Consider the following 13,028-nt stretch of genomic DNA (forward strand, 5'->3'; position numbering starts at 1 on the left):
CCCTTGAAAATAATCAGGCGCTGAAATGACACCGGTGACTAACAGACGATCCCTTCTTTTGGCGGGCCTGACTGCGGGCGTACTCACCACAGGGGCGTCAGGAGCCCAAAGCCCGGTGGTGAAGACCTCTGCGGGCAAGGTCCAAGGCACGACCGAGCAGGGCATCCATGCCTTCAAAGGCATTCCTTACGGCGCCGATACACGTGCGACACGGTTTGAGGCGCCACAGCCGCCCAAGCCCTGGCGCGGCTTGCGCAAAGCCCTCGCCTATGGCCCCGCCTCGCCCCAGGCCACCAACGAGCCGAACCAAAGCGAAGACTGCCTTTATCTCAATGTCTGGACGCCGGAGATCGGCGGCAAGGCCAAGCGCGCGGTGATGTTCTACATCCATGGCGGCGCCTATTCTGGCGGTTCTGGCTCCGCCGCGATCTATGACGGCGTCAACCTCGCCAAGCGCGGCGATGTCGTGGTGGTCACGATCAACCACCGCCTCAACGCCTTTGGCTATCTCTATCTCGCCCATCTCGACAGCCGTTACGCTGATAGCGGCAATGTGGGACAACTCGACATCCTTCTGGCGCTGAAATGGGTGCAGGAGAATATTGCAGCGTTCGGCGGCGATGCTTCGCGCGTGATGGTGTTCGGCCAATCGGGCGGCGGGGCCAAAATCGCCACCATGATGGCCATGCCCGCCGCGAAAGGCCTTTTCCATCGTGCCGCCACGATGAGCGGACAACAAGTGACGGCATCAGGCCCCCTGCACGCCCAGGAACGCACAGAAGCATTCCTCAAAACGCTCGGCATCACGAAAGCCAATTTGGGCGAGCTTAAAACCCTACCCCAAGAGAAGCTGGTCGCGGCTCTCTCCACCAAGGACCCGATCATTGGCTCGGGCGGGGTCTATTTCGGGCCGGTGCTGGATATGAAGCACCTCTTGCGTCACCCATTCTATCCGGATGCGCCCGCTCAGAGCGCGAACATCCCGATGATGATCGGCAATACCCATGATGAGACACGCGCCTTCATCTCTGATCCGGGCGTCTACAAACTCACTTGGGAGGAATTGCCCGAGCGCCTCGCCAAAAACATGCGTGTGGACATTCTGCCGAGCGTGGTGATCGAGCAGTATAAGAGCTGGTTTACGGGCATCTCGCCGACCGATCTATTCTTCCTTGCTACCACCGCGAGCCGTTCTTGGCGTGCCGCGATTATCGAGGCGGAGGAACGCGCCAAGGCGGGCACACCCGCTTATGCCTATCAAGTCGATTGGGCGACACCGGACGAACGCCGCCGTGCCATGCACACGACCGATATTCCGCTGGTCTTCGACAACACCGACAAAGAAGGTGCTGCCACGGGCAATAGCGAGCACGCTCGCAAGATGGCGGCGATGATGAGCGAGACCTTCATCGCCTTCGCCAAGACCGGCAGTCCCAATAACCCGCTCATTCCATCCTGGACGCCCTATTCCATGGCGGAGCGCGAAACCATGGTCTTCGATCTGCCGCCGCATCTGGAAAAGGATCCGCGCGGGCGTGAGCGCAAGCTCTTTGAAAAAGTGCCGTTCATCCAGCAAGGAACCTGAGCGCACGCAGATAGGTATTTCACCGAGGGCGCCCGTTGCGGCGCCCTTTTTTTGCTCTCGCGGCTTTTCCTAAAATGCTCCGGCAAATCATGCCTTGCGAACTCGACAATGCCGGGCAGAAGCAGCCGGTCGGATATCTGGTAAGACTTTTTTAACACTGATTATCGAGGCGTTGCGCGGCGGATTGGATCGGCACGCTTCCTGCAAACACCTCCTTCGCATACCCCGCGATGGAGCTTTTCGATGTATATGGACGGATCTTACAGCCACGGCGAAAAGAGCCACAGCACCCCGCCCAAGGCCGCCATCGATTCCTCTGTGTTGCGGGCCATGGTGCGCGGCGAGTTGCCGGTGCATGAGCTTTCCGTCGCAAGCATTCGCATCGGCACGTTCGGCGCCAATACCGCAAACACCAAGCTTCTGTCCTTGCGAGTCTCGACCGCCGATCTCGCCGAAGGGCTCATGAATGTCAAAGACGACGAAGCCAAACTGACCGATTGGGCGAGCTTCATCCTGGTCGCCGCCGACCTCTTCGCCTTTGAAGACGAGAATGCCGATTGCGGCCATCGCCTGCTGGCTTGCATTTGGGACCTCGCCTTCGGTGCCCCCATCAGCCCTGCCGCCATGCGTCTTGCCGATGTCGCCCGCGGCCGCAAAGCCTGCTGAACAAGAAGAAAGACAGTTCCTGATGACCGCTGCCGTTCTCACTAAAGATATTCTCCCGGCCAATATTTCCCAGGCCGATCTTCATAAGATCATTGGCGATCACCAGCATTACGTCACCCACCGCCGAGGACTTCGCGCAAGGCTTCCTTCCGCCAAATTGGATGGACTTATGATGGCCGGGCGCGATCTCTCGGAAGCCGATCTTTCCTGCGCCTCGCTGCGCGGTGCCGATCTTCGCGGTGTCAACCTCGCCCATGCCAGCCTCTTCTGCGCCGATTTGCGCGACTGCGATCTGCGCAACGCCAGGCTCGATCACGCCGACCTTAGAGGGGCATCCTTCAAAGGGGCCAATCTTTCCCATGCCATCCTGGACCAGGCGGACCTTCGCCCGGCGAGCCTTCTCTATATGGGCGATACGGTGAAGTTTCAGGGCAACTCCCACAGCGAGTCCCCTTTCGGTGCGGTGGATTTCTCCCAAGCCATGCTGCGCTACACAAGCTTTCGCAACACCAAGCTTGATAATGCCAACTTCACTGATGCCTCGATCGAGGGTGCAGCCTTCCGCGGCTCGCGCTTGCGCAATGCCTGCTTTCGCAATGCGGTGATGACGGGCGTGCATCTCGACGATCTCAGCAGCCGCGCGCTGGAGCAGGCGCTGCGCCCGCCGAGCCCGGATGCGCTCGAACGCGCCAAACCCGTGCTGACCGCGCTGTGGGCCCATCATGAATGGTTTGTCTCCGGCGGCAAGAAAGGCCGCCCTGCAATGATTGATGGCGAAGACCTGCGCCCCTTGGCGAAGAGCCTGAAAGGGCTCTGCCTCGCCGGTCTTTCGGCCCGCCGCGTGATCGCGTACGGCGTCGATTTCTCCGGCTGCCAGTTGCAGGCCGCGCATTTGGATGGTGCCGATCTCAGAGTCGCCAATTTCGATGGCGCGGATCTTTCGGGCACGGATTTCTCCGGCGCAAAACTCTCCCATGCGAGTTTCAAGGATGCCAAGATTGGCGACCTGACACTCTGCAATGGCAAGGTCAAGCGTTTCTCGGCCGATACCGATGGGCACGCGCCCGCCCAATTGCAGCGCCATGCCAAGATGATCGCGCAGGCCGGGCTCTCGGCGCCGCTCGGCAGTTGCTGATTTCTTTTCGACACCCACCTCGCGAACTTCAGGCCGTGCTTGTCCCGGCCTTTCTTTTTGCGCGCGTTGGTCTTTGGCAAGAATTGTCACAAACGCGCGCGTGCGTCTGCGCCCCCTTGGCAATGTGTATGGGCCCGTGCTTCATCGGCGTTCTCCGCTCACACAGGAAGTGCCGATGCTGAAATCCTCATTGCTGGCCTCAGCAACCCTGATCTTGGCCACAGTTCCCGCCGCGGCCCAGGACGCGCGCCACGTGACGGAGCCAGTGATCCCGCCCGCCTGCACAACCTTGCAGGCCGGGCTCACCGCCGTGAAGGATGGCGCATATCAAAGCCTCACCCTCGCGGACGAGGCAAAGCCCGACACCTATCGCATTCAACGCGCGATCGATTCCTGTGACCGGGGCAAGGCAGTTGTCTTGAAAGCCGCGGGTGCGGCGAATGCGTTCTTGTCTGGTCCGCTGAAGCTGCGTAGCGGCGTGACTTTGGTGGTGGACAAAGGCACCACCGTTTTCGCCTCGCTGAATTTCAAAGACTTCGATGTGACGCCGGGAAGCTGCGGCATCGTCCGGCCCGGCATCAAGGCTGCCTGTAAACCCTTCATCAGTGTCGACGATGTTTCGGATGCGGGCATCATGGGTGACGGCGTGCTGGACGGACGCGCGGGCATTACCATTCCTGGCCTTGGCGTCAGCGCCTGGGATATCGCCCAGAAATATGAAGGTAAGGAGCGCGGGCTTTTCCGCATGGTGGTGGCTGACCGCGCCGACAACTTCACCCTTTATCGCATCACCATCAAAAACTCGCAGAACTTCAATGTCACCTATAATGGCGGCGACGGCTTCACGGTGTGGGGCGTGAAGGTGGAAGCGCCCAAGCGAGAGCCGAGGAGCGCCCGCCCTCTCTCGCACAACACCGACGGCATCGATCCCGGCAATGGCGCGCGGAATATCACCATCACCCGTTCTTATATCCGCACAGGCGACGACAATATCGCCATCAAAGGCTCTGGCCGTGGCGGCGTGACGAACATGACCGTGAGCCACAACCATTTCTATTGGGGCCATGGCATGTCCATCGGTTCGGAAACCTATGCAGGTGTCTCCAACATCCTGGTGACCGATCTGACGCTGGACGGAACCGATTCCGGCATTCGCATCAAATCCTCAGCCGATCGCGGGGGGCTTGTTGAGAATGTTCGTTATGAGGATGTCTGCATCCGCAATTCCCCGCGCCCGATTGAGCTGACCACCCATTACGCAGGCCGCTCCGGCGGGCGCCTTCCCACCTATCGCGCCCTCACCTTCAAGGATGTCACCATTTCCGGCGGCGGCGAAATCTCGTTTGACGGTTATGACAACGATCATCGCATCCAGCCGCTGCTGGATGGGGTTTTCCTGAGCGACGCCGAAACGGCGAAGTACAAATACATCGCCGCGCATACCGACATCACCTATGGCGCGGGCGGCAGCAATATCGCCCCGCCCACGGATAATGACGTGACACTGACAGGCGCGCCCGGCAAAGCCACCGGCTCGGCAAGCTGCGCGTCCCGCTTTGTGCCTTGGCCGGAGTGATAACCAGGTTCGAATAGGAAGACCTCAAACCATTCTTTCGCCCGGTCATTTGCGGGCTGATAGGCCGTGGCTGGGCGGCTCTGGCGGCGCGATGTCCGCGGCATTACGGCAAATTCGTTTAGCAAGTTTAAGTTGAGAACATTGCCGCAGCGGATGAAGCTGCGACTCATCTTGGGACGGCATTGGGGGGCTTATGGGTTGGTTTCGGCAGCTTTGCTGCGGTGGCTTGGCGCTGACATTTGCGGTTCCGGCATTAGCGGAAGAAACCGCGAAAGCCCCGACCAAATCAGAAAGCAAAAAAGAAACTGCAAAAGAACAGGCCAAAGAGACCGTCACCGTTGCGGGCACACGACCGAGTGTGCAGGTACTGGCGGATCGCACGGTCTATTCCCTCGACAAGAACATCCAAAGCTCGACCAGTTCCATCAGCGATATCTTGCGCAACCTGCCCTCGCTCGATGTCGATATCGACGGCAATGTTTCGCTGCGGGGCGATCAGAATGTCACGATCCTGATTGACGGCAAGAAATCGCCGCTACTTGCCGGGAACAAGGCCGATGCCTTGCAGCAGATTCCGGCCAGCATGATCGAACGCGTGGAAGTGATCACCAATCCTTCAGCGGAATTTCGCGCCGAAGGCTCGGCGGGCATCATCAACATCGTTTTGCGCAAAGACCGCGAGCTGGTTTCTTCCGGCATCGTGCGGGTGAATGTGGGTGACCGCGGGCGCCTAAACGCGTCGGCGACAGGCAATGTGAAGCTAGGACCAGTGCATCTCAACGGCGGCTATGGCGAGCGGCGCGACGGACGCCGCTCCGTTTCCTCCGTCGTGCGCACTGATGGCACCAACACCACTTCCTCCCAAGCCATGACCGGCAGATCGGCCTATTCCGGACGCTGGACCTATCTTGCCGCGACCGCCGATGCAGGCAAAGACGAGTTTCAACTTAGCGGTAATTACGGTGCCTGGGCCGGGCATTACGGTTCGACCGAGAACAATATCGCCGCGGGCAGTGATATGCTGCGCGACGGCTATTCCACCTGGGGCAGCGAGAACGCAGGCGGAGAAGCCGGCTACCGCCACAAATTCGCGGACAAAGACGAGAGCTTTCACCTCGACCTCTCCCATTACATATCGTGGAGCCGCAGCGGCTCTGATTACACAAATCTTGTTGGGGGTACGCCCGATTACTGGCAGCGCCGCCGCTCGAGAGGGCATGAGACCCATACCGGGCTTGAAGCCGATTACGAGCTACCGCTAGGCGAAAAGGGCAAGTTCAAAACCGGCTATGCTCTGCAAATCGACACCAACCTCACCGACGCGCTCGGCTTATGGCGCGATCCCACATTATCCGATTGGGCAAGCGATAACGGTTTCACCAATCTTTTCGCGCTCGATCGCAGCGTGCATGCCGGCTATCTCAGCTATGAGCAGAAATTCGGTGCCTTCGGCGTGAAGGCGGGTCTGCGGCTGGAGCAAGATTTTCTCCATACCGATCTCAAAACCACTGGCGAGGTGCACGACACAAAAGCCCTCGGCCTCTATCCCAGCCTGCATTTGAGCTATGCCCTGACCGACACCAATCTGGTGACGCTTTCCTACAGCCGCCGCCTGAACCGGCCGCAACTCGACTCCCTCAATCCGGCGCGCTATTCCAACGACGCGTTCAGTGTCTGGGCGGGAAATCCGCTGCTCCAAAACGAGGCGGTGGATGCCTATGAAACATCCTATCACCATATCGGTGAGACATCGGATGTGATGGTGACCGGCTTTTACCGGGCCACCTATCATGGCTTTGCCAATGTCTATCGCTACCTTTCCAGCACAGTGCTTCTGACGACGACGGATAATCTTGCCCATCGCATGGCGAGCGGGGTGGAAGCCAATGTCAATGCCACGCTGCTGCCGGGCCTTAACCTGAAAAGCTCCGGCGCATTGTCGTACAGCGAATTCAATCCCGGCGCCCAAGGGATTGGCACCAAGCAATCGGGTATGAATTGGAATATCAAAGGCGGCTTCGAATGGCAGCCGCTGCCGGAAGATAGCCTGCAGCTCAACATCAATTATGCGGGCAAGCAGCGTTTTTCCCAAGGCTATACAAACCCGACATTGTCCGGCGATCTGGGGCTGCGGCACCGTTTCGAGGGCGGCTTTGCGGCGGTGGTTTCGGTGAACAACCTGTTCGATTCATGGGACCGCGGCATGGTGCTGGATTCTCCGGGACTGCACCAAGTCAGCAACCGCAGCAATCCTGGCCGAGTCTTCTACTTCGGCCTCGTCTATACTTTCGGCGGCGCCAAGGATGTCGAGCCAGCCAGCGGTGGCGCGCAAGGCGGTATGGGACCGGGCGGGGGACAGTAAGTTCTCGAAACAAAACCCCTGCCCGTTGCCGGACAGGGGTGAAGGTAGAGAAACGGGAACGTTGGGACGTTTTAGAAACGTCCCGCACCAGGATCTGGATCAGCGCGCCAGCCAGCCGCCATCCACCGGGATGATGGCGCCGTTGACGTAATCGGAGGCCTTGGCCGAGAGGAACACCGCCGCACCGGCGAGATCGGAGGGCAGACCCCAGCGGCCAGCCGGGATGCGATCCAGAATCGCCTTGGAGCGTTCGGCGTCTTCGCGCAGCTGCTGGGTGTTGTCGGTCGACATATAGCCCGGCGCGATGGCGTTGACGTTGATGTTCTTGGACGCCCATTCATTGGCGAGCAGGCGCGTGATGCCGGCGATGCCGCTCTTGGAAGCGGTATAGCTCGGCACGCGGATGCCGCCCTGGAACGAGAGCATGGAGGCGATGTTGATGATCTTGCCGCCCGTGCCCTGCTTGATGAACTGCTTGCCAGCGGCCTGCGCCATGAAGAAGGCGGCCTTGATGTTCACGTTCATCACATCATCCCAGTCCTTTTCGGAGAACTCGGTCGAGTCGGCGCGGCGGATGAGGCCGGCGTTGTTGACCAGGATGTCGAGCTTGCCGAGACCGGCGACGGTCTCGTCGACGATGCGCTGCACCGGCTCGATGCTCATCAGGTTGGCGTTGATGTCGACGGTCTTGCGGCCGAGCTTCTTGATGATCTCAAGCGTTTCGGTCGGCGGCACGAAACCGGCGATGGCAACATCGGCACCCGCTTCGGCCAGCGCCACGGCGATGCCCTGACCAAGGCCAGTATTGGCGCCGGTAACGAGAGCAACTTTGCCTTCAAGGCTGAAAGGATTGGTCATTATGCTTTTCCCTGGATGTAATCTGTTGGCTTATTTGAGCTGGCAGATGTCGAGCACCTGCATGTCGGTGTAGTCGAGATTCTCGCCGCCCATGGCCCAGATGAAGGTGTAAGCAGCGGTGCCCGCGCCCATGTGGATCGACCACGGCGGCGACACGACGGCTTCTTCATTGTTGATGATGATGTGGCGGATCGCGTCGGGCTGGCCCATGAAATGGAAGACGCGGTCGTTCTCGGCGACATTGTAATAGAAATAGACTTCCGAGCGGCGCTCGTGGGTGTGCGGCGGCATGGTGTTCCAGACCGAGCCGGTCTTCAGCGTGGTGACGCCGAGGAGGAGCTGGCAGGACTTCGCCGTGGTCGGCACGATGTACTGGCGGATGGTGCGCTCATTGGAGGTCGCGAGGCTGCCGCGTTCCAGCGGAACGGCCTTCTCAACCGAGATGTGCACGGTTTCGAAGCGCTGATAGGCCGGGGTGGAGGCGAGATAGAACTTCGCGGGCTTGGCGGCATCGTTGGAGGCGAAGACCACTTCAGCCGTGCCCATCGGGATATAAAGGCCGTCTTCCGGGATGAGGTCGTACTTCACGCCATCGACCGTGACCGTGCCGGCGCCCTGGCCGACATTGACGACGCCGAGTTCGCGGCGTTCCAAGAACGGCTTGCCCGCGGCGGAGGCCGGTTCAGTCTGCAGGGGCAGCGCCACCGGCTTCGTCGCCGGGAAGGCACCGCCGATGATCATGCGCTCGACATGGGTGTAGGTGAGCGAGATTTCGTCAGCGACGAAAATGCCGTCGACCAGATAGCGGTCGCGGAGCTGGTCGTTGCTGGCGCCGACCATGCTGTCGGGGCTCGTTCCGTAAAGGGTCTTCTTGAAAATCGACATGGCGCTTCCTCTCGATGGCGCGCCACGCCATGGGGCCTCGGTCCCCAGAGCGTGGCTTTGGTAACCGGTGTCATAACGCTCCGGGCCGTCCGGCGCAATGCTTCTTACGCGCGCGGGTCCGGGGCAGCGGTGGATTCACGGGGGATGAGTTTGGGAAAAATTTCCGCCACATCGCCCGCACCCGGCCGCTTTTTCTCCTGCTTTCCGAACAGCTTATCGATCGCAAGCCGCCCCATATCGCGCACCGGCAGGCGCACGGAGGTGAGAGGCGGCCAGAGCTGGATTGCCGTGGTAGAGTCATCAAAACCAATCACGGAAAGATCTTTTGGGATCGAAATTGACAGTTCGTGAGCGACTTTATACACGCCCGCAGCCATCTCGTCATTACCGCAAAAGACGGCGGTTGGACGCGGGTTGAGCGCCAGAAGCTCCCGTGCGATCGCGATTCCGCCCTCGAAGGTATAATTGCCCTCCCGGTCCATGGCCGGATCAACCTTAAGCCCCCGCTCCGCCAAAGCCTCGCGAAAGCCGCGGCGCCGTTCATGCGCCGAGCGGAAGGAGGGCGGACCGGAAATATGGGCGATGCGGGTATGGCCAAGCCCGGCCAGATGATGGGCCGCTTCCGCCGCCCCGTTGGCGTCATGGGTCACCACCATGGTGCCCGGCTTATCCAGCACCACCGAGGCGACGCGGACATAAGGGCAATCAAATTCGCGCAGCATTTTTACGAGGCGCTCGTCCTCGGACACCGAGGGGGTCAAAATGACACCGAACAATTTCTGCCGCTCGATGAAGGAGCGCAAATCCGAAAGATAGGTCTGGCTGCCACGCTCGCAGGGGTGGACGAGCAACCCGTAAGAGGTGCCGCGCATACCATCGAGCAGGCCTTGCTGCATCGAGACGACATATTGCGGCGTCGGGTTGTCGTAGATCATTCCGATCAGGAACGAGCGGCGGAAAGCGAGACCACGCGCCTGCGGATCAGGCTCGAAGCCCACTTCGCGAATGATCGCATTCACTTTCAGCCGCGTCTCCTCCTTTACAAAGGGGGAGTCGTTGATCACGCGCGAAACGGTCTTTTTGGAAACGTTGGCGAGGCGGGCAATATCGTTGATGGTCGAACGTTTGCGGCCCTTTTCTGCGGGTTCGGGTGACGTTGTCCTGCTCCAGTATTTTCTCGGTTTGCGATGCGTTCAAAGCCGATAGGCGGACGACCGCAAGCCGATTTGTCCTGACGCACAATACAGGATTCTGTCCCCTCGCCAACGGCCCGGGACAAAATGGCTTAATCCTGGCCCAAAGGGAGCGTTCACAATTGTCTCGTTTTAATCTGATCTATCGGCGCCGATTAAGAAGTTTGACCAATGGTTTGGCAGCCTTGGCATAACCTTCCCAAGGCTTCGATTTGGCAAGCAAGGCAGGCACCGTGGCGATGGTGAACCGCGCGGGATCGAGTCCTTTTCTTACTTTTTGCCAATCCAGCGGCATCGACACTGTGGCACCCGGACGAGCTCTGGGCGAAAGCGGCGCGACCGCCGTCGCCATGCGGTCATTGCGCAAATAATCCAGGAAAATGCGGCCAGTCCTGTCTTTCTTGGCCATCTTGATGAGGTATTTCTTGGGACTGTCGGCGGCCATGGCGGCGCAAATCTCACGCGCCATGGTCTTAGCCGTGGGCCAATCAAGCCCTTCCCCATCAAAGGGCACCACCACATGCATGCCCTTACCGCCGGTGGTCTTGGCGAAGGGAATGAGACCTATTCCCTCCAGCCGCGCCTTCAACTCCAGCGCCGCAGCTATCACATCGTCGAAGGACAAATCCGGGGCCGGGTCAAGATCGAAGACAAAGCGCCCCGGCTCGGCGGGTTTTCCAGGGCGGGAATTCCAAGGATGGATTTCCAAAGCCGCAGTTTGGGCGAGCGCGGCCAAGGCTTCAGGCCGATCGATCTGCAGATAGGGCTTTTTGTCGCCAAACACCGCCACCGTCGACAACAGCGAAGATTGCCCCATCATGGCGTGGCGCTGAAAGAAGTGTACCCCATCGATTCCATCCGGCGCGCGGATGATGGAGGACGGGCGGCCCGCGATATGGGGCATCATCCAATCGGCGACGCTTTCGAAATAACGCGCGAGATCGAGTTTGGTGAAGCCTTCGGTCCAGAGCGGTTTATCGGGATGCGAGATCGGCACGCCCATCACCACACTGCTCTGCGATGCTTTTGCTTTGGCTGATTTGGGCTTCGTTTTCGCGGCGGGTTTGGCGAGCGGCGTTTTCGCGCTGGCGGGCTTTTCAGCCACCACCTCTTCGGCGGGTTTATCTTCCCGCAAGCCTTTGAAGGCGCCTTGGCGCACCATGCCATCACCCGTCCAGCCCGCGAATTCGATTTCCGCGACCAGCTCCGGCTTCAGCCAATGGATGCTTTTCTCCGCCCGCGGCGCATTCACCCCGGTGAAGGGATTTTCTTTCGCCGCCATCGCCTTCAGCTTGGGCATGAGGCGGGCCACCTTATCGCCGCCATAGCCGGTGCCGACGCGGCCCGCATAGATCAAATGTTCGCCATGGCGCACCCCGACCAGAAGCGAGCGGAACCGCCCGTTAGTGTCACTCCAGCCGCCGATTACCACCTCATGCCCGGCACGGCATTTGGCTTTGGTCCAGGCGCCATCGCGATCTGAACGATAGGGCGCGGAAAGCTTTTTGGAGACGATGCCTTCGAGCGACATGCGGCAGGCCGATTTAAGCACCGCGTCACCGCCGCTTTCGAAATGGGCGACGTAGCGCAAAGCACCTGTTTGCGGCAGCAAGGCTTCGAGGCGCGCTTTTCGTTCCGAGAGCGGCAGGGCGCGCAAATCCTCGCCGTTTTCAAACAGAAGATCGAAGACGAAATAGATGAGGTTCTCGCTCTTTCCATCCGAGAGCGCGGCTTGCAGCGCTGCGAAATCCGGCGCGCCATTATGATCGAGCGCCACCACTTCGCCATCCAGGATGCAATCGGGAAGCGTGGCGGCAGCTTTGGCGATGGCATTGAACCGCGCCGTCCAATCAAGCCCCTTGCGGGTGCGCAGAATACATTTGCCCTTCTCTATCCGCGCTTGGATCCGATAACCGTCGAACTTCACCTCATGTACATAGCCGGAAGATTCCGGCGGGTGATCCACCAGCTTGCACAGCATGGGCGAAATGAACCCCGGCATCGCGGTTTTCTTCGGCGGACTTGTTTTCGTAGCTGCCTTTTTGGGGACGGGCTTTTCTTCGGCTTTGCGCCCCACCGGATCGGAATGCTGCGCGTGGTTGGAGTGCCAAACCGCGTTCTTGGCAAAAGCGGCGCTCAACATGAAGGGCTTGGGCTTTTTGCCCTTGCCGGAAGCAATCTCCTCCATGCTGCGGCCAGAGGCGACGGAGTGATCTTCATCCAGCAGCGCGTCGGCATTTCCAGGCTGCTCGAATTCGTCGTGGTGCTTGATGAGCAGCCAATTCGGCCGCGCCCGGGATTTTCCGCGCGCGTATTTATCGTTCTTCATCCGCACCAGGACAAAGCCGCCCTTCAGCTTTTCGCCCATCAGCACGAATTTAAGATCGCCTTTCTTGAGGAGCTTTTCGGGATCGCCTTCGGGCTGCCAATAACCGCGATCCCACAGCATTACCGTGCCGCCTCCATATTGTCCTTTGGGAATGGTGCCTTCGAAATCGCCGTAATCGAGGGGATGATCCTCCACCTCCGCCGCGAGCCGCCGCACGCTGGCATCGACAGAGGGACCTTTGGCGATTGCCCAGGATTTGAACACTCCACCTATCTCCAAGCGGAAATCATAATGCAGATGGGATGCGGCGTGCTTCTGCACCACAAAACGCAAAGCCTTGGCTGGCAGGACCTTGGCCTTGCCACTCGGCTCTGCGGTGATGGTGAAATCACGCTTGGCTTGGTAATCAGCGAGTTTGACCATGCATCCCTCCGGCAGG

At 59.8% G+C, this 13,028-nt stretch carries 9 protein-coding genes; 5 read left to right on the forward strand and 4 right to left on the reverse strand.

Annotated elements, in window-relative coordinates:
• The first annotated feature begins 25 nt into the window (after nt 1-25).
• The 5 genes from FHS83_RS04250 to FHS83_RS04270 all read left to right on the forward strand — a co-directional run bounded on the left by FHS83_RS04250 (nt 26) and on the right by FHS83_RS04270 (nt 7,324).
• The gene (locus FHS83_RS04250) at nt 26-1,585 is read left to right on the forward strand and encodes a carboxylesterase/lipase family protein (protein WP_167081234.1); all 1,560 of its coding nucleotides are present in this window, start codon (nt 26-28) and stop codon (nt 1,583-1,585) included.
• Between the two features lie 243 nt (nt 1,586-1,828).
• On the forward strand, nt 1,829-2,251 hold the full coding sequence (locus FHS83_RS04255; RefSeq protein ID WP_167081236.1) for a hypothetical protein: 423 nt from the start codon (nt 1,829-1,831) through the stop codon (nt 2,249-2,251).
• A gap of 22 nt (nt 2,252-2,273) precedes the next feature.
• A complete protein-coding gene (locus tag FHS83_RS04260) occupies nt 2,274-3,386 on the forward strand; it encodes a pentapeptide repeat-containing protein (protein WP_167081238.1) in 1,113 nt (370 codons plus the stop codon).
• A 175-nt stretch (nt 3,387-3,561) separates the two neighbouring features.
• Nucleotides 3,562-4,962 (forward strand): glycoside hydrolase family 28 protein, encoded by a 1,401-nt coding sequence (locus tag FHS83_RS04265; RefSeq protein ID WP_167081240.1) that lies wholly within the window; start codon nt 3,562-3,564, stop codon nt 4,960-4,962.
• Between the two features lie 193 nt (nt 4,963-5,155).
• Nucleotides 5,156-7,324 (forward strand): outer membrane beta-barrel family protein, encoded by a 2,169-nt coding sequence (locus FHS83_RS04270; protein WP_167081242.1) that lies wholly within the window; start codon nt 5,156-5,158, stop codon nt 7,322-7,324.
• 99 nt (nt 7,325-7,423) lie between these two features.
• On the opposite strand, the gene kduD is transcribed toward FHS83_RS04270, so the two are convergent.
• The 4 genes from kduD to ligD form a co-directional block, all read right to left on the reverse strand.
• The gene (gene kduD, locus FHS83_RS04275) at nt 7,424-8,182 is read right to left on the reverse strand and encodes a 2-dehydro-3-deoxy-D-gluconate 5-dehydrogenase KduD (protein ID WP_167081244.1); all 759 of its coding nucleotides are present in this window, start codon (nt 8,180-8,182) and stop codon (nt 7,424-7,426) included.
• A gap of 30 nt (nt 8,183-8,212) precedes the next feature.
• Nucleotides 8,213-9,067, reverse strand: a complete 855-nt coding sequence (kduI, locus tag FHS83_RS04280) for a 5-dehydro-4-deoxy-D-glucuronate isomerase (protein ID WP_167081246.1) — start codon at nt 9,065-9,067, stop codon at nt 8,213-8,215.
• A gap of 104 nt (nt 9,068-9,171) precedes the next feature.
• Complete coding sequence (locus tag FHS83_RS04285; protein WP_167085257.1) at nt 9,172-10,182, reverse strand: substrate-binding domain-containing protein; 1,011 nt, start codon at nt 10,180-10,182, stop codon at nt 9,172-9,174.
• A gap of 220 nt (nt 10,183-10,402) precedes the next feature.
• Entirely contained in the window at nt 10,403-13,012 is a 2,610-nt protein-coding gene (gene ligD, locus FHS83_RS04290; RefSeq protein WP_167081248.1) for a DNA ligase D, read from the reverse strand.
• Nucleotides 13,013-13,028: the final 16 nt, after the last annotated feature.

This window comes from Rhizomicrobium palustre (assembly GCF_011761565.1).
Classification (GTDB): domain Bacteria; phylum Pseudomonadota; class Alphaproteobacteria; order Micropepsales; family Micropepsaceae; genus Rhizomicrobium; species Rhizomicrobium palustre.

Coding starts and splice junctions, on each gene's coding strand:
- kduI (WP_167081246.1), bottom strand. CDS start 9,067: ATGTCGATTTTCAAGAAGACCCTTTACGGAACGAGCCCCGACAGCATG.
- FHS83_RS04260 (WP_167081238.1), top strand. CDS start 2,274: ATGACCGCTGCCGTTCTCACTAAAGATATTCTCCCGGCCAATATTTCC.
- FHS83_RS04250 (WP_167081234.1), top strand. CDS start 26: ATGACACCGGTGACTAACAGACGATCCCTTCTTTTGGCGGGCCTGACT.
- FHS83_RS04255 (WP_167081236.1), top strand. CDS start 1,829: ATGTATATGGACGGATCTTACAGCCACGGCGAAAAGAGCCACAGCACC.
- kduD (WP_167081244.1), bottom strand. CDS start 8,182: ATGACCAATCCTTTCAGCCTTGAAGGCAAAGTTGCTCTCGTTACCGGC.
- FHS83_RS04265 (WP_167081240.1), top strand. CDS start 3,562: ATGCTGAAATCCTCATTGCTGGCCTCAGCAACCCTGATCTTGGCCACA.
- FHS83_RS04270 (WP_167081242.1), top strand. CDS start 5,156: ATGGGTTGGTTTCGGCAGCTTTGCTGCGGTGGCTTGGCGCTGACATTT.
- ligD (WP_167081248.1), bottom strand. CDS start 13,012: ATGGTCAAACTCGCTGATTACCAAGCCAAGCGTGATTTCACCATCACC.